A 24,288-nucleotide genomic window follows, 5' to 3' on the forward strand; every position below is an offset into this window, starting at 1 on the left:
GTCGAAACACGGACTTCATTGCCGTTGGCTCTCAAAAAGCGCTGAGCTACCAATAATCGTCGCGGAGCCACGCGCGCCCTGCTCGATCCGATGACGCTCCCCGATAGCTTTATTCGTGCGTCGCGCGCCAATTTGATACTATGCGATCCTGCACGCGAAAATGGAGCGGATGGTCCGGAATGGTCGATGCAGTGATAGTCCAAGCAGGCGATAGCGTCGCGACCCTGCTACGCGACGGTGATATCGGCGACCGGATCGATACCGGCGACGCCGTGCTCACCCTGTCTCAGGCTATTCCGCGCAACCTGCCGCAGCACCCGCCCGGCTTTCCCGTGCCGACGATCCAGATCGCGTCGAACACCGACCTTGCCCAGCGCAAGCCCGGCTGGATCGATTTCGACGCCGGGCAGGTCCTCGACCAGGGGTTTGCCTCGGCCGAAACGGCGTTGCTCGACTGCATCGCCGCGATCGCATCGGGCCGCGAGACCGCCCCCGAGCGCAATGGCGAACGCGAAATCGCGATCTGGAAACGTGGAGTAACGCTTTGACACGACTGACCCATGCGACGCTCGACAAACTGCCGGCGACGATCGAGAGCCCGCGCAGCCGCCCCCTTCCCTCGATCGGCATCGTCCATTTCGGGCCGGGCGCATTCCACCGCGCGCATCAGGCGGCGTATATCGACGCGCTGTTGAGTGATGACCCGCGCTGGGGCATCGCGGCGGTCTCGATGCGCAGCAAGCGGACGGTCGCAGCACTCGCCGAGCAGGACGGGCTCTACACGCTCGCGATCCGCGACGCTCAGTCAACGAACCGCGTGATCGGAGCGCATTGCCGGTTCCTAGGGCCCGACGACGCGACCGAAACGCACGCACTGCTCGCCGATCCCGCGGTACGGCTGGTGACCTCGACCGTGACCGAGAAGGGCTATTGTCTCGCCGCCGACGGCACACTCGACCTGTCGCACGCCGATATCGTCCATGACCTCGCCGGGACGGCAACGCCGCGCAGCCTGGTCGGATGGCTGGTCGCGGGTCTCGCCTCGCGCCGGAATGCGGGGATCGCGCCGTTCGTGCCGATGCCATGCGACAATCTCGCCAGCAACGGCGCCAAGCTCCACGCCGCTCTGGTAGCCTTCGCGCGCGTGGGCGATACCCACTTGGCGGACTGGATCGCCGGCGAAGTGCGGGTGCCGTCCACGATGGTCGATTCGATCACGCCCGCGTCCGATCCTGCACTCTACGACGACGTCGCCCAAGCGATCGGTCTCGAAGACCTCGCCGCGGTCCAACGCGAATCCTTTGCACAGTGGGTGATCGAGGACATCGGCACGCCGCTCGGTCCCGATCTCGCGTCGGTCGGCGCGACCATTACGACCGATGTCGCCAGCTACGAGAAGGCGAAGCTGCGGATTCTCAACGGCGCGCATTCGACGCTCGCTTATATCGGCCTGCTACGCGGCGCGGCGAGCGTGGCTGACGCGATGAACGACGTGGCGCTCGCCCGGTTCGTTGATGCGATGATCCGCGATGACATCATCCCGATGCTAGCCCACACCCCCGGCCTCGACCTGGATGCCTACCGCGCCGCCGTGCTCCAGCGGTTCCGCAACCCGGTCATCGTCCACCGGCTCGACCAGATCGCGCAGGACGGTTCACAGAAGCTTCCTTACCGTTTGCGCGATACACTCGTCGCAAACCGCCGCGCGGGTCGCATGCCCGCGGGGGTCGTCACCGCGCTCGGCGCATGGGTCGCCTTCCTGATGCAACGTGCCCGCGACAATACCCCGATCGTCGATCCCGCCGGCGATCGCCTCGCCTCTGCGGCACGCGATGGAACGGCCGCCGAGGTCGTCGCGCGTCTGATCGATGCCGGACTGGGCTTCCCCCCCGAACTCCGCGAGGACGCAGCCGCCCGGTCCGCGGTCGCCGATGCGGCGGAACGAATCAGCCGCGGCGATTGGTCGGGGGTGAACCTCTAGACCCCATAGGCCGCCCGAGCATTGCCGCCGAAGACCCCGTCCCGCGCCTCCGGGCAAGCGCGCGTGACGAACCCGTCGATCAGGTCGACGACCTGGCGATACTCGGCAGCAAGGCGGCAGACCGGCCAGTCGGAGCCGAAGATCAGCCGATCGGGCCCGAAGCACGCAAGCAGGTGATCGAGATACCGGGCGATCTGGTCCGCCGTCCACGTCGCGTGATCCGCCTCCGTGACGAGCCCGGATATCTTGCAATAAAGCGACGGCACCTGCGCCATGTCGGCGATCGCGTCCGCCCAAGGCTCCCAGCCGTCGTGCGCGATGGCGGGCTTCGCACCATGATCGAGGATCAGCCGCGGCGCCGTTGAACACCCCGCCGCGACCAGATCGCAGAAGCGACGGACATGAATCGCCTGACGAGGTTTGACGAGAATGTCATAGCTGAAACCGCGCTCGACCGTCGCCCGGACCCCGCGCACGAAGTCGGGCATCAGCAGGAAATCGTCGACCGGCTCGTCCTGGACGATATGCCGAAACCCAGCCAGTTTGGACGATCCCGACCAAGTCTCCAGCCGCTCGGCAATGTCGCCGGCCCGCAGATCGATCCAGCCGACCACGCCCATGATCCGCGGATGCGCAGCCGCGAGCTCCAACAGCCAGTCGGTCTCGGCCTCGCTCTGCCGCGCCTGTACCGCGATACAGCCGTCGATCGCGGCGCCGTCCAACAATGGCATCAGATCGGAAGCCGAAAAGTCGCGAGCGAGCACGCTGTCGGTATCGATCCAGTCGAATGCAGACGGCGAATAGGTCCAGAAATGCTGGTGCGCATCGATACGAGTCACGCCGCGAGTCTCGGCTGGCTGGTCGGCTGCGTCTGCATCCAAAGAACGTACCGCGTGCACGCCAGCGCAGCAATCGGATCGACGTGCCGCCGTGACCGAACGCTATTTCGCGACGACCGTCGGCATGAAAATGTAGCCGTTTCCGCGGACCGTCCGGATGATCTCCGTCGGATCGAACGCCAGCAGTTTCCGCCGCAACCGGCTGATGTTGACGTCGATCGTGCGCCCACGCGCCATGCTTTCGGTCCGTCCCGACCGGGCGATCATCGCGTCGCGCGAATGTACCACCTGCGGCTCCGATACGAATGCGACGAGCAGCTGATACTCGCCGTCGGTCAACCGGATGATCATCCCGTTCGGTGCGTGAAGCACGCGCATCCGACAGTCGAGCATCCAACCGGCAAACGCGAAAATGTCGATCGCTCCCGAATGCACGCCCTCGACGACTGGGGAAGCCTCCGGAGCCGGCCCGCCCGTCGCCCGACGCCGCAACACTGAGCGGATCCGCGCCAGGATCTCACGTAGGCTGGACGGCTTCGTCACGTAATCGTCGGCGCCCAGTTCGAGCGCCACCACTCGGTCGATCTCGCCGCCGAGCGCGGAGAACATGATTACCCCTGGTGCGCCGGCGCCCTGCGGGAGCGTCCGCAGGACCGACAGCCCGTCCTCGCCCGGCATCATCATGTCCAGCACGATCAGGTCGCACGGCGATTGCCCCAAACGTTGGCGCAGTGCCGCTCCGCTCTCGACGGCCTCCGCTTGAAGTCCATGATCGATCAGGAACTCGGTGAGCAGATCGCGCAAGCCCGGATCGTCGTCGACGATGACGATCCGCGCGGTCGCCGGTTGCAGGGTCTCGCTGGTGTTAAAAGTGTTCCCGTTAGGAACGTACGAAGCAGGGCCGGGCAAGCCGTGATGGTTCGCGATCATGGCGGCCGCATGGACCCGGCGTTTGTCCGCTATGTTTCCGGAAGCCACCGTGATCGTCGAAGCGGTTCCCCGGCACGCTGCGAGGTGGGATGGTTGTATGAAGCGCCAGTCGGCGCTAGCGGCATTCCCCATGTCGACGCCCGCCAAACCGCACGTTAAACCCTTGAACTGGCTCCAGCCTTTGGAGGGCCTGCGGATCCTCAAGCGGGGCGACGTACCGATCACGCGAGTCCAGGTTTACGGCCAGCGATGCAGCGGTACCAACCTCGTCACGCGCGCGATCGAGGCGAACATGCCGAGCGTGACGATCACCGAGGAATTCGGCTTCAAGCACTGGTTCGTGCCGCCGCAGACGTTGTTCGTGAAGGATACGCTGGTGCTGGTCGTCGCGCGCGATGCGTTCGACTGGACCCGTAGCCTTCACCGCCAGCCCTGGCACGCGCATCCGGACCTCAAGGCGGAGCCGTTCGACGTGTTCATCCGCAGCCAGTGGCACAGCTATTGGGACGATCATTTCGGCCCCATCGAGCCCGGGCATCCGATGCAGGGCGACGAGATGCTGCACGAGCGTGATCCGGAAACCGGCGAACGCTTCGCCAACTGCATCGCCAAGCGCACCGCGAAACTCCGCCACTGGGCGTCTTTGACCAACCGGACGCACAACGTCGCGTTGCTGGGCTATGATGCGTTCGCGCGCGCGCCGTCGGCGTTCGTCGAGGCGTTGTCCGAGGCGACCGGCATCCCGCGGCGCGAAGAATATGTGCCGATCACCAGCTACAAGGGGCAAGGCTATGCGCCCTATGTTCCGACGGCTTATCCCGAACTCGCGCCTGCTGATGCCGAACACATCACCGCGTGGCTCGATCCCGAGGTCGAGGCTGTGTTCGGGTTGAGCGCGAACTATGCTGATCGATATCAATCGCCATCGGAGGCTGGATCGGTACAACGTTCGGCATGACCAAGCCGATCACGTTCTTCATCCATCACCAGGGTCGCGGCCACGCCAACCGTGCGATGGCGATCATCCGCGAGTTGCCTGCCGAGCGCGCGGTGACGATCCTGACCGCCAAGCCGTCGCTGTTCGACGGGTTCGAGCGACCGATCACGATCGCCGCGCTGCCCGACATGATCGGCGCACCGGTGCCGACGCCCGGCCTGTTCGCGCAAGCGACGCCCGAGGTGATGCACTGCGTTCCGCTCGGCGTCGCGAATACCCGCGCGACGATGCGGACGATCATCGACCATCTCGACGACGTCGATCCGGCGCTGTTCGTGGTCGACGTTTCCGCCGAGATCGCGCTGCTCGCCCGGATCGCGAGCGTGCCCGCGATCAGCATCCGCATGCACGGCGACCGCCTCGATCCCGGTCATCTGGGCGCCTACCAGGCGAGCGTCGGCCTGCTCGCACCCTTCGGCGAGGCGCTCGAACAGGCGGACACGCCGGACTGGGTCCGCGCCAACACGTGCTACGCCGGCGGCCTGTGCACGACGGTCGACCCCGTCCCGACCAAGGCTGAGGCGCGTGCGAAGCTCGGCCTCGATCCGACCAAGGAAATCATCGTCGTCCTCACCGGTGGCGGCGGCGCCGGCACGCCCTACGCGCCGCTGACGATGGCGGCGCGCGCGGTGCCCGATGCGCTGTGGCTGGTGCTCGGGCCGGTCCACCGCGAGGGGCATGAGACCGACTTCGGCAACCTTGTCGAACTCGGCTGGGTGCCCGGCGTCACCGACCACATCGCCGCCGCCGACGTCGTCATCGCATCGGCCGGCGACAACACCGTGCACGAGATCGCGCGCGTCGGTCGGCCATATGTCTGCGCGCCCGAATGGCGGTATTTCGGCGAACAGACACGCAAGGCGGAACGTCTCGCGGAGCTTGGCGCGGCGGTCGCGCTGCCGTCATGGCCAGGGGCGCTGGCACCGTGGCGCGGCATCCTCGACGCCGCGAAGGCGCTCGATCCCGTCGCGCTCGCCGACCTGTACGACGCGGATGCAGCTAAGGTCGCCGCGGACTATCTGGAGGAACTGGCGGTCTCGCTTTGGGCGCCTGCTTCTACTTAACCGGGGGACGCCTCACCTTATCCGTCATCCCAGCGAAAGCTGGGATCTTGTCATGAGACCCCGGTCACCTGCCCCGACGGAGACCCCAGCTTTCGCTGGGGTGACGGACTTGGGTCGCAGGGAGAACGCCGCGAACTTCCCCGCATCTCAGCTAAACAAAACCTCCGGCGGCATTCTCGACGCGGCCACCTCTTCCGCAGTCGGCCCCCGCAACACCGTGATCGTATCCGCACCCCAAGCGATCAGCCCGCGCTCGGCGAAATGACCCAGCCAATAGTCCATGCACCACCGCCCCCAAGTCCCGCGAAACAACCGCGCGTTGCGAATGATCGCGTCGAAATGCTGGTAGGCCGGCGTGTGGACGACATGATGCTGGTGATACGCCCGCGCACCACCGACCCACCACATCGGCACCCCGGCACGTTCGAGCCGCGCGGCAAAGTCGGTTTCCTCGCCCCCATAGCCGACATAGCGCTCGTCCATCCCCCCTGCCCGCGTCCAGTCCGCCGCGGAGATCGCGAACGACAGGCCCCAAAGCTCGCCGTGGCTGGGCGTCGGCCGTATGTCATCGGGCGCGATCGGTGGCTTGGCCGGGTGACGCACGCCGACCCGGTCGAGCCTGTCCCAGTCCACCCCGGCATCCAGCGCGCCGGCGGGGAGATACAGCACCTCGCCCAACCGAATACCGCCCGGCTCAATCGCCGTAGCCGCATAGCGCTCGACCAACGTCGGCGCAGGGACGCAATCGACATCCAGGAAGATGAGTTGATCCCCATGCGCAGCCGCCGCCGCACGGTTGCGCGCCGCCGCCAGCGGCATCGCCTCGCCATCGACGAGCACCGCGCGCACCGGAAAGTCCGTCGGCGGGAGATCGGCGTGCGGCGCGTCCTGCATGTACGCGATCACGAGTTCGTCGGGCTTGCGCGTCGATGCGTTGAGGCCGGCGATCAGGTTCACCAGATGCGCGCGGCGTCCGCGCACTAGCGTCAGCACGCTGACCGTCGAGGACGTCACGATGCTCTCCTGATACCCTCTACGTCGATCCCGGCGGCGGCATCGCGGAAGAACGCCACGCCTTCGATCACGCCGCGCGCATGATGGCCGATCGCGACATAGCCGTGCGCCAGGTCCGCGCGCGATCCCAGGCCGTCCGAATAATTGCCGACGATGATCGCATGACGCGACGATCGCAGCATCTCGATATCATTGCCGCTGTCGCCTGCGACGATCACCTGTCGCGGTTCGAGACCGAGGCGACGGCGGACATGCTCGACCGCGGTACCCTTCGACGCGGCATGCGGCAGGATGTCGAGATAACGGCCGTGGCTCTGGATGATCGAACAGCTATGGCCGTGTTCCGCCAGCAAAGCCCGCACCCGCTCGGCCGCCGCCATGTCGCCATCCGCGAAATAGCTGAGCTTGAACCGGCGCTGTTCGAGCGGGCTCTGCGGCGTCAGTCCGGCATGTTGCCCGATCAGCGCGGCAACCGCCTCGCGGTCCCAGCCGGCGGCGATGATCCCGTCCCATTCGGTATCGCGGTCGTACACGGCACCGCGCACCGTCCGGTAATAGATCTCCGAGCCGACCGAGGTGATCAGGATTTCAGGCCGTGGCGCATCATGCTGCCCGAGTACCGCCATCGCGCTGTGGAAGCTGCGCCCGGTCGCGATCGCGAACGCGACATCGGTCTGCGCCTCGTGCCACGCGGTAAAATCGTCGACGCCTTTTGCACAGCCGAGCAGCGTTCCATCGATATCCGACACCAGCAACAATTCCGGCTTCCGATCCATGACCGCAGGCGCGGCGTTCACGACCTCTGCGAGCAAACCGGTATAAAGTTGTACGTGCCGGTCCCAGTCATAGGCACGGATCGCTACCGATCCTGCTGCTGAGTAGCGCGACCACAGCGCCGGATCGTCCAGTATCTTCAGGATCGCATCGGTGATGGCGCTAGGCGAACGCGGATCGACGAGGATGCCGTTGCCGCAGGTCTCTACGATATCGTTCGGCCCACCGCTGTCGGTCGCGACCACGGGCAACCCGCTGGCCGCCGCTTCGAGCAAAGTCAGCCCGAACGGTTCATTGAGCGCCGGATTGACGAAGACGCCGCGCCGGATTCGAGCATGAGCATATACGGCGGCGATATCGTCCGGTCGGTGCTGCTTGGGATAGGCGACCTTGCCGTACAGGTCGTAGCGGTCGATCAACTGGAGCAGTTCGGCAATGTTGTCGCGAATCTCAGGCTCCAGCGTCGCACTGTCGTCACGCGTGCCCGCCAGGATCACGAGGTTAGCCGCGACCTGAAGCGCGGGTGACCGGCCATAAGCATGGACGAGCGCCGCAAGGTTCTTCTTAGTCACGGGACGAGCAATCGCGAGGATCACAGGCTTGGCGGGATCGTCCAGGAACCGGTTGATCAGCACATCTACGCGAGCATCGGTGCCACAGTTCGCGAACTGCTTCAGATCGCTACCTGGCGCGAACACGCGGATGCGACCGGGATCATATGCATCATAATCGGCATACTGGACTTCAGCCTCGTCGCGCGACGAGGCGATGATCCCGGCCGCCCCGGCAATGGCTTCCTCTTCGATCGCAATCCGGCGATCGAGACCCGCGGTTTCCGCGCAATCACGATCAAACGCAGCCAGCTTCACTCGACCGAGCGAATGCGCGGTGAAGACATAGGGGATGCCGGTCCGTGCAGAAACGCGCGCCGCGATCAGTCCGGCATCGGCATAGTGCGCATGCATGACGTCGGGCGCGCGATCGAGCGTAGCGATGTGCGCCACCAGCGCTTCGACCAGGCTGTCATGCTCGGTCCACAGGTCTTCCTTGACGAGATACGCATCGGACGCGGTCAGCAGGCGGACGATGCGCGTGGTGCCGTCGATCGTCTCGATCGGCTCGGCATAGCATTCGGCATAGGCCACGTGGTGGAACGCGCGCGTCACGATTTCCATCCGGTCGATCGCCGGATTACGGCCGCTGGCAGCGACCAGGTCCAGCAGGTACCGAATGTGGCCCCCGGTATCGGCGGTAATTCCGTATTCCACGTCGGTTGCGCGCAAACATCCCTGCAACGCGATATGTAAAACGAACACCTTTGCCCCGTTCATCTGTGATTCATCGAAGGAACCGCTCGCGGGGTTGCCGAGTTCCGGGGCGATGACACTTAAAACCCAGGTATTGACGCAGGTTATCACGTTCTCGCTGACGTGCCGTTCGTCCAGCGACCACAGGTCGTGAGGATAGCTTTACTCACCTGGGCCTATCCCCCTGAAAAGAGTGGACTTACCCGAGCCGCCCGCGAGATTGCACAGTCGCTGGCGGACGCAGGCAACGACGTGTCCGTTTTCGCGATGGATCGGCGCGAAGACAGTCGCGATGGCCGGGTTTCGGTCATCGGCTGCGGGTTGCGCGAGGGATCGCTTGCTGCGCGCCTGCGCAAGATCGCTGGGATCGGACATCTGGTTGCGCCGTTCAAGTTCCGCCGCGCGGTCGTGCGCGAGCACCGTCGCGAGCCGTTCGACGTGGTGGAGGCGACCAACTGGTACGCGCCAGGGCTGGCGATCGCGCTTACCGGCCCCGCGCCGTTGGTGACGCGCAACTCGACCCCGGCAGCGACTTCGGCAGAGACGGTCACGAGTCTACGCGACCGGTTCGATCGGCGCGCGGCAATGCTGGCCGAGAAAGTGTCCGCACGCTTCAGCAAGGCGCTGATCTCGAACACGCAGCTCCACGGCGAGAAGATCGCCCATCTGTACGGCGTCGAAGCCCCCGGGCCGGTCGGGCGCCACGCAGTCATCGGCCTCAGCCTGCCACCGGAAATCGTCGCACGAGGAACGGCCGCAGCCTATCCCGACGATGTCCCCGAGGACCAGCCGATCGAACTGCTGTTCGTCGGACGTGACGAGCATCGCAAGGGGTTCGATGCGTTGATCATGGCGCTGAGGATCCTCGCCCGGCGCGCAGATGCCGGGATGCGCGATTTCCGCCTGACGATCGTCGGCGTTCATGCGGACGATTTGAAGGCGCTCCCGTCCACTGCGCGTGCGCGTCTGCTATGCCATCACCGTGTCGACGAACCGACGTTGCACGACCTGATGAGCACGGCGCACGTCATCGTCGCACCCTCGCGCTACGAGAGCTTCGGGCTCGTGTACCAGGAAGCGATGATGTTCGGCCGACCGGTCGTCGCCTGCGCGGAGGATCCGAGCGCACGGCTGTTCATCGGAGATAGCGGCGCCGGGTTGCTGGCCAAGGCCTGCACCGGCGACGACATAGCCACGCAGATCCAGCGGCTGATCGAGGACCCGGCCTTACGCGCGCATTACGCCGCGGCGAGCCGGCGGGCGGCGGGGATGTTCACGCGCGATACCCTGTCCGCGCAGACGACCGCGGTCTATCGCACCGCGATGGGATCGAAGGGGGCGAGTAGCAACGCCTCGTCCTCCGGCCTGCCCGCGCCGGTCGACATCGCCTCGTAGATCCGCGTCCGCTCGCGCACGCGCTCGCCGTCGAGCCGATGTTCGAGTGCACCGGCGAGCGCCAGCGAACTCTCGACGAACGGCACGACCGGACGCTCGTGGACGCGGCCCGCAAAGCGGATGTCGCTGCGGTTGAGGCGGTACTGGATGTCCGGATAGGACGCGGACTGCACCCCGTCGACAAGGTTGCGGCGCGGCAGGCCGAGCGAGCGCAACCCGTCGCGATCCGCCGCCGCGACCAACCAGCCGAGTGCGTCGAGCAACGCGCCGTCGGGGCGCTCGTCGGTATCGATCTGCAGCACCCAGCGGGTCTGCATCGCGTCCTGGAGGCGGTTGCGTTGTACGGCGAAGTCGCTTGCGAGGGGGTGGTGAGCGACCTCGATCCACGGGACCCGCACTGCGATTTCACCTGCCTCGTCTGCCGTGCCGTCGAGCAGGACGACGATCCGGGCAAACGCGGTGCGATAATCGGTCGCGATCTCGACGATGTCGTTCGCGTCGGCGGGTCGCGCCATAATGCCGAGCCCTATCGCGTGCGGCACAGTCGTCGCGGGAGCCGATTGCGCTTGGGCTGGGCAATAATTAGGGGGAAAGCAGACATCGTTCCGCGCAACGGCGACCGGCTCCACCTCGAACCCGAACCGCCACGCCGCGTTCCGCAAACCCGCCGGGTCCAGCGTCCAGCTCTTAGCCGGTTCGCGCTGTAGGTCGACAAGCCCGCTTTCGAACCGCGCGACGATCTCGCCTGCAACCGCACCGACCTCGCTCACGTCGCGAACAAGCAGGCGGCAGTGGCTACACTCGAACCAATCCTCACGCACGAGCCAGTCCCAGTTCCCACAGATCGAGCATCGTAATCGCATGTTTCCGGCAACCCGCGGCGCGAGTGACCGGTTCCGCCTGATCTAAATCCTCCCCCATCGGGGGAGGTGGCAGGCCCGCAGGGACTGGCGGAGGGGTATCCGCGGCCAACTAACGGCAACACCCCTCCGTCTGGCAAGCGCCAGCCACCTCCCCTCACAGGGAGGATCGAACACGTCTCAATACCCGAACAAATGCGCCAGCGTCAGTAGCAGCCAGTACAGCCCGCCCGACAGCAGCATCGCCACCGGCAGCGTCATCACCCACGCCAGCGCCATGTTCATCACGGTCCGTCGCTGCAACCCGGCGCCATTGGCAACGCTCGCGCCCGCCACACCCGAGGACAGGATATGCGTGGTCGACACCGGCATGCCGTATTTCACCGCCAGCAGGATCGTCGCCGCCGCGACCAGTTCAGCCGACGCGCCCATGCCGTAGGTCAGGTGCGTCTTGCCGATCCGCTCGCCGACGGTGACGACGATCCGCTTCCACCCGACCATCGTCCCCAGCCCCAGCGCCAGCGCAACGGTGACCTTCACCCAGGTCGGGATATAGCGCGTGCCCTGTTCGAGCCCGCTATTGTAGCTCTTGAGCGTCGTGATCTCCTGCGCGGTGAAGCGGCTCTGCGCGGACTTGTCCTCGGCGATCAGCTTGGTCGTATCGAGCACGAGGTACATGTCGTTGCGCAGGTTCGGCGTCGCCGCGGCAGGCACCTTGCCCAGCGATCCATAGCTTGCGATCCTGCTCGACACGTCGTCCGACAACGTTGCCAGCGCGCCATAGATGACCGGGTCGGCGACATGCTTGGTCTTCAGCGCCTTGGTCACCTGAGCGCGCGAGGTCGTGACGTCGGCGGGTTCGCCGTCGGCATGCGCGCGGTAGGCGGCCGATGCAGCCTGCGCCGACTGCACGAACGCCGGCATCGCGCTCTCGGGCATCGTCCGGTTCAGCGCATAGGCGGTCGGCGCGCAGCCGATCAGGATGAGCATGATCAGCCCCATCCCCTTCTGCCCGTCATTGCTGCCATGCGCGAAGCTGACCGCGGTGCAGGTGCCGATCAGCAACGCACGGATGCCGCGCGGTGGCGGCGTCTGGCCCTCGGGCGCCTCGTACAGCTTCTTGTCGCGCAGGAACCGCTTCATCACGAGCAACAGCAGCAGCGCGCCGACGAACCCGACGATCGGGCTGAACGCCAGCGCGGAGAGAACCTTCCAGACCTGCACCATGTCGACGCCCGACGTGCCGTCCGCGCCGCCACCATTGATGATCTGGTTGGCAAGGCCGACGCCTAGGATCGAGCCGATCAGCGCATGGCTCGACGAATTGGGCAGCCCGACCGCCCAGGTCGCGAGGTTCCACAGGATCGCCGCAAGCAGCAGCGCGAAGATCATCGCGAACCCGCCGACGCTGCCGACGTTGAGGATCAGGTCGACCGGCAGCAACGTGACGATCGAATACGCCACCGCACCCGAGGAGAGCATCACGCCGAGGAAGTTGAAGAATCCCGACCACACGACCGCGACCGGCGCGGGCATCGAGTGCGTGTAGATGACGGTTGCGACCGCGTTGGCGGTATCGTGGAACCCGTTCACGAACTCGAACCCGAGCGCGATCAGCAGCGCCAGCGCAAGAAACGCGAACGCTCCGCCCGCCAAGCTCTCGCCGACCTGCGCGGTATCGAAGGCGATGCTGAACCCGGCATAGGCAAGCCCGCCGATCAGCACGGCGAGGAAGATCCACCGCCCCGCCGGGTGCAGCGAATGATCGAGCTTGGGACCGGTATGCGGCGCAGCGGTAGCGCCCGAATCAGCCGTCACCGCATCGGGTGCAAATGTGGAGGTTGCCATAGGAATGTGCAGTCGGCCCTTACGATGACAATCTTATGACAGATGTAAATCAAGCTATCGTTCGACCCTATTTGGGACGTCGCCTTAACGATCCTCCCCCACCAGGGGGAGGTGGCTGGCCCTCGCCAGACGGAGGGGGAGGCAGAGGACAACGTGCGTTCCGTGTCCTCCCCCTCCGTCGCTTCGCGCCACCTCCCCCTTGCAGGGTAGGATTGTGCGGAACCGACTTCGTCGGACGTGAGTGAGTTAATTCACCGAGCTTCACCGATGCTCGCGAGCTGCATGCCATTGCGGCCGAACAATGTGGCCATCTTCACGTCCGCATCCGCGGTCATTTCCTTGCGGCACTGCTGCGCGTCGGCAAGCGCCGCGAGGCCGGCACCGTGTGACTGGCAAGCGCTCGTGATCGCAGAATGCAGCCGGCGCTGGAACGCGGTGCGCCCGACATCGCTGGTCAGGTCGAGCCCGGCGCGCGACACGCGCACCGATACCGGGTCGCGCCCGGAACTCGCGGAAGCACCCGTGGAAAACAGGCAAGCGCCGACGATCGCCGCCGAAGCGACGCTGATGAAAAGCTTCATGATGATGTTCCTCAAATGGTCCTGCGGTCCGCAAGGCTATGCCCGCGGGCGACGGCGCCAGCGCGTCGGGAGACCTTTCTGAGTGCGGCATCTCCGACGACGAACCACGTCGCTGCGCATCCCCTACCCGTGGTTCGTTACGCTCGCGCGACGGTTTGACGACGGTCCGACGACGGTCCGACGACGGTCCGACGACGCGCCGAAACTCTAGATGAGGCGTTAGGTCACATCCCCGGATATCGCTCGAACGCAGGCAGAGCGGCCACATCCGCCATCCACGCCAATCGGTCGGCCACCTGGATTTGCGCACCCGGCGCGACCGCCTCGGGATCGTCCAGCGTACAGGATTGGACGTCAATGATCCCCGGCAGATACTCGGCATTGGTATAGAACAGTCCCGTCCCGCACCGTGCGCAGAATTGACGCCGACCGCTCGCCGACGACTCATACGTCACCGGATCGCCCGAGATGGTCACCTGCTCGGACCTGAATGCGATCCAGCCTACCATCGGCGCACCCGCGCTTCGCCGGCAATCGCCGCAATGGCATAGCGCGTGATGCTCGGGCTCGCCCTCCGCGACATAGCTGATCGCTCCGCAATGACATCGTCCCGCCAGCATGCCCGCCTCCCTCTATGTTCTCAACTTGTTCCACGTATCGTCGAACCGCGCAAGCCATACCCGCTTGCCCCATCGCCCCCCGTTCCCTACCTGTTCACCGGTGAACCAGATCGCCCAAACGTCCGCGCCGCAAGCAGAGCCTCCCTATCTGCGCGGTCTCAACCCGCCGCAGCGCGAGGCGGTGCTGACCACCGACGGGCCCGTGCTGATCATTGCCGGCGCCGGCACCGGCAAGACCGCGGCGCTCACTGCCCGCCTCGCGCACCTGATCTTCACCAAGAAGGCGTGGCCGTCCGAAATCCTCAGCGTCACCTTCACCAACAAGGCCGCGCGCGAGATGCGCGAGCGGGTCGGTCGTCTGGTCGGTGACGCCGTCGAGGGGATGCCGTGGCTCGGCACGTTCCACGCGATCGCCGCCAAGATGCTGCGCCGCCACGCCGAACTGGTCGGGCTGCAATCGAACTTCACGATCCTCGATACCGACGACCAGTTGCGGTTGTTGAAACAGCTGATCCTTGCCGCCGACATCGACGAGAAGCGCTTTCCGACGCGCAGCCTCGCCGGGCTGATCGACCAGTGGAAGAACAAGGGTCTTGTCCCCGCCGATATCGATGCGGGCGAGGCCGAGCGCTACGCCAACGGCCGCGGCGGCGAGTTGTACCAGCAATATCAGGCGCGGCTGATTGCGCTCAACGCGTGCGATTTCGGCGACCTGCTGCTCCACATGCTGGTGATCCTGAAGACGCACCGCGACGTGCTCGCGCAGTATCAGCAGCGCTTCAAATACATCATGGTCGACGAGTATCAGGACACCAACTCGTCGCAATATCTCTGGCTGCGGCTGCTCGCGCAGGAGCGCAAGAACATCGCCTGCGTCGGCGACGACGACCAGTCGATCTATTCGTGGCGCGGTGCGCAGGTCGAGAACATCCTGAAGTTCGAGCGCGACTTTCCCGGCGCGAAGGTCATCCGCCTCGAACAGAATTACCGCAGCACGCCGCACATCCTCGGCGCGGCGTCGGGCGTGATCGCCAACAATGGCGGGCGGCTCGGCAAGCAGCTCTGGACCGAGCGCGACGTCGGCGAGAAGGTCAAGGTCATCGGCGTCTGGGACGGCCCCGAGGAAGCGCGCCGCGTCGGCGAGGAAATCGACATCGTCCGGCGCTCCGGCAAATCCTTGGACGAGGTCGCGATCCTGGTCCGCGCGCAGCACCAGACGCGCGAGTTCGAGGACCGCTTCATCGCGATCGGCATGCCGTACAAGATCGTCGGCGGCTTCCGCTTCTACGAACGCGCCGAAATCCGCGACGCGCTGGCGTATCTGCGCGTGGTCAATCAGCCGGCGGACGACCTCGCCTTCGAACGCATCGTCAACGTCCCCAAGCGCGGGCTCGGCGACAAGGCGGTCGCGCGCATCCATCAGCTCGCGCGCGCCACCGGCACACCGCTGACCACCGCCGCAGCCCGTATCCTCGACACCGACGAACTGACCGGCGCGGCGAAGAAGTCGCTCGGACGACTGGTCGGCGACATCGCCCGCTGGCGCGACATGGCGACCAACCTGCCGCATGCCGAACTTGCGCGGCAGTTGCTCGACGAGAGCGGCTACACCGCGATGTATCAGGCCGAAAAGTCGGTCGAGGCGACCGGGCGGCTGGAGAACCTCAGCGAACTCGTCCGCGCGATGGAGGAATACGACTCGCTCGGTGCGTTCCTCGAACACGTGTCGCTGGTGATGGACAACGAGGGCGGGGCACAGGATCCACAGGTCACGATCATGACCATCCACGCCGCCAAGGGCCTCGAATACGACACCGTGTTCCTGGTCGGCTGGGAGGAAGGCCTGTTCCCGTCGCAGCGTTCCCTGGACGAAGGCGGCGTAAAGAGCCTCGAAGAGGAACGCCGCCTCGCCTATGTCGCGATCACGCGCGCACGCCGGCTTGCGGTCATCATCCACGCCGCCAATCGTCGCATCTACGGCCAGTGGAACTCCTCGATACCCTCGCGCTTCGTGGCCGAACTCCCCGCCGAACACATCGACACGGAAACCACGATGTCGGGCGGCGCCAGCCTGTGGCAGGCCAACTGGTCCGACCGCGCCGATCCGTTCGCCGACGTTGCACGCGGCACTGGCCGCGGCCCCGGCTGGCAACGCGCGTCGGGTACCGGCAGCACCTTCTCCACCAAACCCGCCCGCGTCGTCGAAAGCCGGTCGAGCGCGATCAGCCTCGGCAACAAGGGCCGTGACGACCTCTCGCTGGGCATGCGCGTGTTCCACCAGAAGTTCGGCTACGGGCTGATCGCCGAGATCGAAGGCAACAAGCTGGAGATCGATTTCGAACAGTCGGGCCGCAAGCGCGTAATGGACAGCTTTGTGACGCTCACGCCCTAACGACATCAACCGGGAAAACGATCAGCCGGCGGTCTGATCGGCGAGCGAGAAGATCCGCTCCATCACCGCCCATTTCGGCCCGGTCGCGTCGATCGGCTTCTGATACACGTCCATCGCCGTCTCCCAGGACGCGACGACCGGCTGCAACGCCGGGTCGGCTGCGCGCGGAAAATCGTTCTCGACCTCGGCGATCATCACGAGCCGGTCGGCGACGTGCCAGATCTCCATCTCTCGATACCCCCGCTGGACGATGTCGCGCACGACCTCCGGCCACACGGCGCCCGGCGCGTGGCGTTCGCGGTAGGCGGCGATCAGGTCTGCGTCGTCGACGAGGTCGAGCGCGGTCACGATGCGATACGTCACGGAAATTCCTTCGATACGGCGTACTCTCGCGACAATAGCGCCGCCGCCCCTTTTCAAAAGTTACTTTGACTAATAAAACCGGCAAAACGCACAACGACGCGCAGGAGATGGAATGAGACTGTCCGGCAAGACCGCGGTAGTGACCGCGGCGGCACAAGGCATCGGCCGCGCTACCGCAGAACGCTTCCGCGACGAGGGCGCGCGGGTCTTCGCACTCGATCGCGACGGCGATGCGCTGCAGGTGATCGACGGCGTCGAACGTCTGGTCGTCGACCTGCTCGACGCCAGCGCGATCGCCGCGCTGCCCGCCATGATCGGCGACATCGACATTCTCGCCAACGTCGCCGGCTTCGTCGCGGCGGGCGATATTCTCCAGGGCAGTGACGACGACTGGATGCTGTCGTTCAACCTCAACGTCTACGCGATGCACCGCATGACCCGCGCGTTCCTGCCCGGCATGCTCGCGCGCGGCGGCGGTGCGATCATCAACATGAGCAGCATCGCATCGAGCGTGAAGGGCATCCCAAACCGCTACGCCTACGGCGCATCGAAGGCAGCCGTTGTCGGGCTGACCAAGGCCGTGGCGGCCGATTTCGTCGGTCGCGGAATTCGCTGCAACTGCGTGTGCCCAGGCACGATCGAGACCCCTTCCCTGCGCGAACGCATCGTCTCGCAAGCAGGGACTCAGGGCATTTCGGTCAGCGAGGCCGACGCCGCGTTCGTCGCACGCCAGCCGATGGGCCGGCTGGGCTGCGCCGAAGAGATCGCCGCGCTGTTCCTGTATCTCGCCAGCGACGAATCGAGCTTCACCACCGGCGCGGTCCACGTGATCGACGGCGGCTGGGTCAACTAAAGGAATTCCGCATGAAGTTATTACGTTACGGCCCGCGCGGCCAGGAAAAGCCCGGCATCCTCGATCAGGACGGCGCGATCCGCGCGCTGCCTGCGGACCTCGGCGATATCGCCGGCAAGTTGCTGTCGCCCGAGGGCCTCGCGAAGATCGCCGCGCTCGACGTCACGACCCTGCCCAAGGTCGAGGGCGCCCCCCGGATCGGGCCGTGCGTCACGCGCACCGGCAAGTTCATCTGCATCGGCCTGAATTATTCGGACCACGCCGCCGAGAGCAACATGGCCCTCCCCGCCGAGCCGGTCGTGTTCGGCAAGTGGACCAGCGCGATCCAGGGTCCGAACGACGATGTCGAGATCCCGCGCGGCTCGGAAAAGACCGACTGGGAGGTCGAACTCGGCGTCGTCATCGGTACACCCGGCCGCCACATCGCCAAGGAAGACGCACTGTCGCACGTTGCCGGCTATTGCGCCGTCCACGACGTGTCCGAGCGTGCGTTCCAGCTCGAGCGTGGCGGCACGTGGGACAAGGGCAAGGGCTGCGATACGTTCGGCCCGATCGGTCCCTGGCTCGTCACCGCGGACGAGGTCGGCGATCCCCAAAAGCTGGGCCTGTGGCTCGAAGTCGACGGCCATCGCTATCAGGACGGAACGACCGCCAACATGATCTTCGACGTCGCGACGATCGTCTCGTACCTCAGCGACTTCTGCACGCTGGAGGCGGGCGACATCATCTCGACCGGCACGCCTGCGGGCGTCGGTCTCGGCCAGAAGCCGCCGGTCTATCTGCGTGCGGGTCAGACGGTGCGGCTCGGCATCGATGGGCTCGGCGAGCAGACTCAGACGATGGTCGCCGCCGCGTGACAACCATCACCGGCCTGCGGACGATCGACCTTCGTTTCCCGACCAGCGCGGGGCTCGACGGGTCCGATGCGATGAACCCCGATCCGGATTACTCGGCCGCCTATGTCGTGCTCGACACGGATACGGACGGTCTTGAGGGTCACGGCCTGACCTTCACGATCGGCCGCGGCAACGACATCTGCGTCGCCGCGATCGAGGCAATGCGGCATCTCGTCATCGGGCTCGACCTCGACTGGATCATCGAGAATCCGGGGCGGATGTGGCGACACCTGACCGGCGACAGCCAGTTGCGCTGGATCGGCCCCGACAAGGGTGCGATCCACCTCGCGACCGGCGCAGTGGTCAACGCGATCTGGGATTTGTGGGCGAAGGCGGTCGGCAAGCCCGTCTGGCGGCTCGTCGCGGACATGACGCCGGAGGAATTGGTCCGCACGATCGACTTCCGGTACCTGACCGACGCGATCACGCCCGACAAAGCGCTCACGCTGCTGACGAAGCGCGCGGAGGGCAAGGCCGAGCGGATTGCCGATCTCGAGGCGACCGGCTTCCCCTGCTACACTACATCCGCGGGCTGGCTCGGCTATCCAGACGAGAAGTTGCGCAGGCTCGCGCAGGAAGCGGTCGACGCGGGTTTCGACTATATCAAGCTGAAGGTCGGTCGCGATCTGGAGGACGACATCCGTCGCCTGACGATCGCGCGCGAAGTGCTCGGGCCCGACCGCAAGCTGATGATCGACGCGAACCAGGTGTGGGACGTCCCGCAGGCGATCGAATGGGTCAACGCGCTCGCCTTCGCCAAACCCTGGTTCATCGAGGAACCGACCAGCCCCGACGATATCCTGGGGCACCAGGCGATCCGTGACGCGATCGGCGAGGTGAAGGTCGCGACCGGCGAGATGTGCCAGAACCGGATCATGTTCAAACAGTTCATGGCGGCGGGCGCGATCGACGTCGTGCAGATCGACAGCTGCCGTCTGGGCGGGGTCAACGAAGTGCTGGCGGTGCTGCTGCTAGCCGCGCGGTACGACCTGCCGGTGTGCCCACACGCCGGCGGCGTCGGGCTGTGCGAATATGTCCAGCATCTCTCGATGATCGACTATCTATGCTTCTCCGGGACCAAGGAGGGGCGCGTGATCGAGTATGTCGACCATCTCCACGAGCATTTCGTCGACCCCTGCGTGATCCGCGACGCGGCCTACATGCCGCCGGCGCTGCCGGGCTATTCGATCGAGATGAAGCCGCAGTCGCTGATCGACTATCGGTTCGCCGGGTGAAGCTCGGGCTCGACGGCAAGGTCGTGATCGTCACGGGTGGCGGGGCCGGTATCGGCCTCGCCATCGCGCGCGGGTTGGCCGAGGAAGGCGCGATCCCGGTGATCGTGTCACGGAGCGCGCCGGAGCACTTCGTGGCCGACCATCTGTTCGTCGCGACCGAATTGTCCGACGACGACGCGTGCGCAGCGGCTGTCGAAGCGGCGGTCGCGCGCTATGGCCGGATCGACGGGCTGGTGAACAACGCCGGCGCCAACGACAATATCGGGCTCGACCGGACGCCGGCGGAGTTCCGCGCCTCGCTCGACCAGAACCTCGTCCATTATTTCGCGATGGCGCATCACGCGGTGCCGCATCTACGGAAATCACACGGCGCGATCGTCAACATTTCGTCGAAGACCGCGGTCACAGGTCAGGGCGATACCAGCGCGTACGCCGCCGCGAAGGGCGCGCAGCTTGCGCTGACCCGCGAATGGGCGGTGGCGCTGCGCGGCGACGGGATCCGCGTCAACGCGGTGATCCCGGCCGAGGTGATGACGCCGCTGTACCAGCGCTGGATCGACAGTTTCGACAATCCGGCGGAGAAGCTCGACGGCATCGTCGCGCGCATTCCGCTCGGTCACCGCATGACCGAAGACCGCGAGATCGCGGACACGGTCGTGTTCCTGCTCTCCGACCGGGCGAGCCACACCACCGGGCAATGGCTCTACGTCGATGGCGGCTACACGCATCTCGACCGCGCGATAGACTAACAAAAAACATAATCAGGAGTGGATCATGAGCGGAACGACCGCCGACAGGAAATATGTGCCGGCGATCGTGCTGACGGTCGCGCTGTTCTTCCTCTGGGGGATGGCGAACAACCTCAACGACATCCTGATCGCGCAGTTCAAGAAGGCGTTCACGCTCACCGACTTCCAGACCAGCTTCGTACAGCAGGCCTTCTACATGGGCTATTTCCTGCTCGCGGTGCCGGCAGCGCTGGTGACTCGGGCAAAGGGCTACAAGACTGCGATCGTCACCGGGCTGGTGTTGTATGCGGCGGGTGCGCTGCTCTTCTATCCCGCGGCGCATTACGGGGAGTATCTGTATTTCCTCGCTGCGCTGTTCGTGATCGCGTGCGGGCTGGCATTCCTCGAGACGTCGGCGAACCCGCTGATGACCGAACTCGGCGACCCGACGACCGCGGCCAAGCGGCTCAACTGGGCGCAGGCGGCGAACCCGGTCGGCACCGTCGCGGGCGTGCTGATCGGCAAGTATTTCATCCTGTCTGCGATCGTCCACGACGAGAGCGCGGTCGCGGCGATGAGCCCGGCGGCGCGCGAGGCCTTCTATCGCAGCGAAGTCGTCGCGGTGCAGACGCCCTATCTGGTGATCGGCCTCGTCGTGCTGCTGTTCGCGGTCGCCGCCGCGGTGATCCGCTTTCCAGAGCACCGCGCCGAAGAGACCGTCGGCGCACCCTCGCGGTTCGTCGACGTTTTCCGCCACCCGCGGCTGATCTTCGCGACGGTGACGCAGTTCTTCTACGTCGGCGCGCAGGTCGGCATCTGGAGCTATACGATCCGTTATGCGCAGGCGAACGTCCCGGGCATGGCCGAGCACGATGCCGCGGATTACCTCTTCGCCAGCCTCGTGCTGTTCGGGATCGGCCGCTTCGCCGGTACCGCTCTGATGGGCCGGATCGCGCCCCCTCGTCTGCTCGCGATCTTCGCGGTGGTCAGTGCCGTGCTCGCCGCCGTCGCGGGTCTCGTCGGCGGGCAGGTCGGGCTGTACGCGCTGGTGCTCGCCAGCCTGTTCATGTCGATCCAGTTCCCGACGATCTTCGCGCTCGGCATGGATGGACTCGGTCCGCTCCGTCGCGCGGGCGCCTCACTGATCATCATGGCGATCATCGGCGGCGCGGTGCTGACCGGGCTGATGGGGCATATCTCCGACCTCGCCGGGATCGATACTGCGATGCTCGTGCCGGCCGTGTGCTTTCTGGTGGTGCTGGCGTTCGCGATGAAGGCCGGGCGGACGCTGTCGGGTGAGGCGCTTCAGCCGACGATCCACTGAGCGGCAAAGCGCGCCGCGCACCTCCTTGTTCTCCCGCGAAGGCGGGAGCCCAGTCTGGGTCCCCGCCTTCGCGGGGAATCATGCTTGTCACTAGGTTGGAAGACTAGACCAGAATACTCCGGTCGATCTCCGCAATCGACCGCACCCCCGTCAGCGCCATCGCCACGCGCATCTCGCGCTCGATCAGCGTCAACAACTGGGTCACCCCCGCCTCGCCCCGCGCCGCCAGCGCATACAGCCACGCCCGGCCGAGCAACACGCCGTCCGCCCCCAGCGCCAGCATCCGTACGACGTCGAGCCCCGACCGCACGCCGGAGTCCGCCAGCACCGTAAGCTGTCCCTTCACCGCCTCCGCGATCGCCGGCAGCGCCGCCGCGCTCGACAACACGCCGTCGAGCTGCCGTCCGCCATGGTTCGACACGACGATCCCATCCGCACCGATCGCCGCCGCCTCGCGCGCGTCGTCGGGGTCGAGGATGCCCTTGATGATCAGCGGCCCATCCCAGCCTTCGCGGATCCATTCGAGGTCTTTCCATGCGATCGACGGATCGAAATTGCTGCCAAGCCAGCCCATGTAATCGTTCAGCCCGCTCGCCTTGCCCAGCACCGGCTCCAGATTGCCGAGCTGGTGTGGCCGCCCGTGCAAGCCCACGTCCCACGCCCAGCCGGGTCGGCCCATCGCCTGCAACATCCGCCGCAGCGGCGCGCGCGGCCCCGACATCCCCGAGTGCTGATCGCGGTAGCGCGCGCCCGGCACCGGCATGTCGACCGTGAACACCAGCGCCTTCGCGCCCTCCGCCTTCGCCGTGGCAAGCAGATCGCGCATGAACGCCCGGTCGCGGATGACGTAGAGCTGGAACCAAGTCGGCCCCGTCGGCGCCGCCTTCACCACCTCGCCGAGCGAGCACAGCGACACCGTCGACAGGCAGAACGGCACGCCCGCGGCATGCGCCGCCCGCGCCGCCTGCGTCTCGCCGCGGCGATGGTACATGCCCGCGATCCCGACCGGCCCAAGCCCGACCGGCAACGCCTGATGCTGGCCGAACAGCGTCGTCGACAGATCGAGATTGGAAACATCGCGCAACACCCGCTGCCGCAGCGCGATCCCCGAGAGGTCGCTGACGTTACGCGCGAGCGTCGCCTCCGCATAGGAACCGCCATCGGCATACTCGAACAGGAACCGCGGCAGTCGCTTACGCGCAGCCTCGCGGAAATCGAGCGTCGAGGCGATCGTCATGCGGCATCTCCCATATTGTGCACATCGATCCCGAAATCGCGGCGTACGACGTCCCCTAGCAAGCCAACGCCCCCGCCAGCAACTTTCAGATATGAAAGATTGTTGTGCCGAGCCGCGGCGCTTGCGGCATAAGGTCCACGCTCACAATTACGATCGCCCCGCCATGTCCGCTCCACCGCCACCGCCCAAGCCAGATACGAACACCGCCGGCCCGCGCGTCTATTCCGCGCCTGCGCTGGAAAAGGCGATCGACATCGTCGAACTGCTTGCGCGCGAGCCAGGCGGTCTGACGGTCACCGATATCGCGAACCGTCTGTCGCGATCGATCAGCGAGCTGTTCCGCGTGATTGTGGTACTCGATCGGCGTGGGTGGCTGCACAAGGACCCTACCAGCGACCGCTACCGCGTGACCTACCAGCTGCTTGAAACCGCGCACCGTGCCACGCCCGCACAAGAACTGACGCATGTCGCAGCGCCGCTGATGCACGCCTTGGCGACGATCGCGATGCAATCCTGCCATCTGGTTGTGCTCAGTGGTGTGCGCGGCCTGATCGTACTGCGCCAGGAAAGTCCCGGTCCGACCGGTTTCGCCGTACGGCTGGGCACCAGCATCGCGCTTGCGACGAACTGCTCGGGGCATGTCCTGCTCGCATTTATGCGCGAGGATGCGCGCACCGCGATCCTGGACGAGACGACAGCCGAGGTGCCAGGCAAGACGCGCAGCAACCTCGACGCGCACCTCGCCGCGATCCAGGAACGCGGGTATGAATTGAGCAAAAGCAATCGCATGGCGGGCGTTTCCGACATGAGCTGCCCGATCTTCGGCTATGACGGGCACGTCGTCGCGGCGCTGACGATCCCTTTCCTGGAGGTGATCGATGAAACGCCGCATATCGCCGCAGATGAAGCGCTGGTCGCGCTGAAACGAACCGCGATGCAGATTTCGCGGGCGCTCGGATGGTACGACCCCAGCGACACGTCCACGGAACCCAAAGACCTATAACCTGACGCTGCTAGGCAACGCCGGCTGCATGCTACCCCGCCGCGGTC

At 65.8% G+C, this 24,288-nt stretch carries 21 protein-coding genes and 1 pseudogene; 12 read left to right on the forward strand and 10 right to left on the reverse strand.

The features are described 5' to 3' along the window. Positions 1-317: 317 nt before the first annotated feature. Both O6X71_RS15960 and O6X71_RS15965 read left to right on the forward strand, forming a co-directional pair. Positions 318-548 (forward strand): annotated as a pseudogene (locus O6X71_RS15960) (altronate dehydratase); the annotation flags it as partial. Further along, positions 545-1,981 carry a mannitol dehydrogenase family protein gene (locus O6X71_RS15965; protein WP_353466702.1) on the forward strand — a complete coding sequence of 479 codons (1,437 nt, stop codon included), beginning with the start codon at positions 545-547 and terminating at the stop codon, positions 1,979-1,981. The pseudogene O6X71_RS15960 and the gene O6X71_RS15965, both read left to right, overlap by 4 nt. On the opposite strand, the gene O6X71_RS15970 is transcribed toward O6X71_RS15965, so the two are convergent. Both O6X71_RS15970 and O6X71_RS15975 read right to left on the reverse strand, forming a co-directional pair. Next, positions 1,978-2,820: an amidohydrolase family protein gene (locus O6X71_RS15970; RefSeq protein ID WP_353466703.1), complete on the reverse strand. Its 843-nt coding sequence runs from the start codon at positions 2,818-2,820 to the stop codon at positions 1,978-1,980. The two genes, O6X71_RS15965 and O6X71_RS15970, sit on opposite strands and share 4 nt — an antisense overlap. A gap of 102 nt (positions 2,821-2,922) precedes the next feature. Continuing rightward, the gene (locus tag O6X71_RS15975; protein ID WP_353466704.1) at positions 2,923-3,750 is read right to left on the reverse strand and encodes a response regulator; all 828 of its coding nucleotides are present in this window, start codon (positions 3,748-3,750) and stop codon (positions 2,923-2,925) included. Between the two features lie 97 nt (positions 3,751-3,847). Here O6X71_RS15975 and O6X71_RS15980 point away from each other — a divergent pair, with 97 nt between their 5' ends. Together O6X71_RS15980 and O6X71_RS15985 are read left to right on the forward strand one after the other, a co-directional pair. Continuing rightward, positions 3,848-4,708, forward strand: a complete 861-nt coding sequence (locus tag O6X71_RS15980) for a hypothetical protein (RefSeq protein WP_353466705.1) — start codon at positions 3,848-3,850, stop codon at positions 4,706-4,708. Next, positions 4,705-5,811, forward strand: a complete 1,107-nt coding sequence (locus O6X71_RS15985) for a glycosyltransferase (RefSeq protein ID WP_353466706.1) — start codon at positions 4,705-4,707, stop codon at positions 5,809-5,811. The genes O6X71_RS15980 and O6X71_RS15985 overlap by 4 nt, the downstream gene beginning before the upstream one ends. 147 nt (positions 5,812-5,958) lie before the next feature. Here O6X71_RS15985 and O6X71_RS15990 read toward each other — a convergent pair whose 3' ends face one another. Both O6X71_RS15990 and O6X71_RS15995 read right to left on the reverse strand, forming a co-directional pair. Then, entirely contained in the window at positions 5,959-6,825 is an 867-nt protein-coding gene (locus O6X71_RS15990; RefSeq protein ID WP_353466707.1) for a glycosyltransferase family 2 protein, read from the reverse strand. Further along, positions 6,822-8,930 carry an HAD-IIB family hydrolase gene (locus tag O6X71_RS15995; RefSeq protein WP_353466708.1) on the reverse strand — a complete coding sequence of 703 codons (2,109 nt, stop codon included), beginning with the start codon at positions 8,928-8,930 and terminating at the stop codon, positions 6,822-6,824. Before O6X71_RS15995 ends, O6X71_RS15990 begins: the two co-directional genes overlap by 4 nt. A gap of 126 nt (positions 8,931-9,056) precedes the next feature. Between O6X71_RS15995 and O6X71_RS16000 the strand changes: the two genes are divergently transcribed. Then, positions 9,057-10,301, forward strand: coding sequence for a glycosyltransferase family 4 protein (locus O6X71_RS16000; RefSeq protein WP_353466709.1), 1,245 nt, complete (start codon positions 9,057-9,059; stop codon positions 10,299-10,301). Here the strand turns inward: O6X71_RS16000 and O6X71_RS16005 are convergent. From O6X71_RS16005 to O6X71_RS16020, 4 genes are all read right to left on the reverse strand, one after another. Continuing rightward, positions 10,217-11,122 carry a hypothetical protein gene (locus tag O6X71_RS16005; RefSeq protein WP_353466711.1) on the reverse strand — a complete coding sequence of 302 codons (906 nt, stop codon included), beginning with the start codon at positions 11,120-11,122 and terminating at the stop codon, positions 10,217-10,219. The genes O6X71_RS16000 and O6X71_RS16005 overlap by 85 nt on opposite strands. A gap of 219 nt (positions 11,123-11,341) precedes the next feature. Beyond that, a complete protein-coding gene (locus O6X71_RS16010; RefSeq protein WP_353466712.1) occupies positions 11,342-13,009 on the reverse strand; it encodes an inorganic phosphate transporter in 1,668 nt (555 codons plus the stop codon). Between the two features lie 251 nt (positions 13,010-13,260). Beyond that, a complete protein-coding gene (locus O6X71_RS16015) occupies positions 13,261-13,590 on the reverse strand; it encodes a UrcA family protein (RefSeq protein WP_353466713.1) in 330 nt (109 codons plus the stop codon). A gap of 224 nt (positions 13,591-13,814) precedes the next feature. Next, positions 13,815-14,210, reverse strand: a complete 396-nt coding sequence (locus O6X71_RS16020; protein WP_353466715.1) for a GFA family protein — start codon at positions 14,208-14,210, stop codon at positions 13,815-13,817. 109 nt (positions 14,211-14,319) lie between these two features. Here O6X71_RS16020 and O6X71_RS16025 point away from each other — a divergent pair, with 109 nt between their 5' ends. Continuing rightward, positions 14,320-16,602, forward strand: a complete 2,283-nt coding sequence (locus O6X71_RS16025; protein WP_353466787.1) for an ATP-dependent helicase — start codon at positions 14,320-14,322, stop codon at positions 16,600-16,602. A 21-nt stretch (positions 16,603-16,623) separates the two neighbouring features. Here O6X71_RS16025 and O6X71_RS16030 read toward each other — a convergent pair whose 3' ends face one another. After that, positions 16,624-16,965, reverse strand: a complete 342-nt coding sequence (locus O6X71_RS16030) for an L-rhamnose mutarotase (protein WP_353466716.1) — start codon at positions 16,963-16,965, stop codon at positions 16,624-16,626. Between the two features lie 112 nt (positions 16,966-17,077). Between O6X71_RS16030 and O6X71_RS16035 the strand changes: the two genes are divergently transcribed. Genes O6X71_RS16035 through fucP form a run of 5 tightly spaced genes read left to right on the forward strand, consistent with a single transcriptional unit; the run spans position 17,078 to position 22,001 of the window. Beyond that, positions 17,078-17,818 carry an SDR family oxidoreductase gene (locus O6X71_RS16035; protein WP_353466718.1) on the forward strand — a complete coding sequence of 247 codons (741 nt, stop codon included), beginning with the start codon at positions 17,078-17,080 and terminating at the stop codon, positions 17,816-17,818. A gap of 11 nt (positions 17,819-17,829) precedes the next feature. After that, positions 17,830-18,675 (forward strand): fumarylacetoacetate hydrolase family protein, encoded by an 846-nt coding sequence (locus tag O6X71_RS16040; protein ID WP_353466719.1) that lies wholly within the window; start codon positions 17,830-17,832, stop codon positions 18,673-18,675. Next, positions 18,672-19,949 (forward strand): L-fuconate dehydratase, encoded by a 1,278-nt coding sequence (locus O6X71_RS16045; RefSeq protein WP_353466720.1) that lies wholly within the window; start codon positions 18,672-18,674, stop codon positions 19,947-19,949. The genes O6X71_RS16040 and O6X71_RS16045 overlap by 4 nt, the downstream gene beginning before the upstream one ends. Then, a complete protein-coding gene (locus O6X71_RS16050; RefSeq protein ID WP_353466721.1) occupies positions 19,946-20,698 on the forward strand; it encodes an SDR family oxidoreductase in 753 nt (250 codons plus the stop codon). Before O6X71_RS16045 ends, O6X71_RS16050 begins: the two co-directional genes overlap by 4 nt. A gap of 25 nt (positions 20,699-20,723) precedes the next feature. Then, the gene (fucP, locus tag O6X71_RS16055) at positions 20,724-22,001 is read left to right on the forward strand and encodes an L-fucose:H+ symporter permease (protein WP_353466722.1); all 1,278 of its coding nucleotides are present in this window, start codon (positions 20,724-20,726) and stop codon (positions 21,999-22,001) included. Between the two features lie 103 nt (positions 22,002-22,104). Here the strand turns inward: fucP and lldD are convergent, their stop codons facing one another. Then, positions 22,105-23,238 carry an FMN-dependent L-lactate dehydrogenase LldD gene (gene lldD, locus O6X71_RS16060; RefSeq protein ID WP_353466723.1) on the reverse strand — a complete coding sequence of 378 codons (1,134 nt, stop codon included), beginning with the start codon at positions 23,236-23,238 and terminating at the stop codon, positions 22,105-22,107. Positions 23,239-23,401: 163 nt separating this feature from the next. Between lldD and O6X71_RS16065 the strand changes: the two genes are divergently transcribed. Continuing rightward, entirely contained in the window at positions 23,402-24,241 is an 840-nt protein-coding gene (locus tag O6X71_RS16065; RefSeq protein ID WP_353466724.1) for an IclR family transcriptional regulator, read from the forward strand. The last annotated feature ends 47 nt before the right edge of the window (positions 24,242-24,288 follow it).

Source organism: Sphingomonas faeni, from assembly GCF_040407505.1.
Lineage (GTDB): Bacteria > Pseudomonadota > Alphaproteobacteria > Sphingomonadales > Sphingomonadaceae > Sphingomonas > Sphingomonas faeni_E.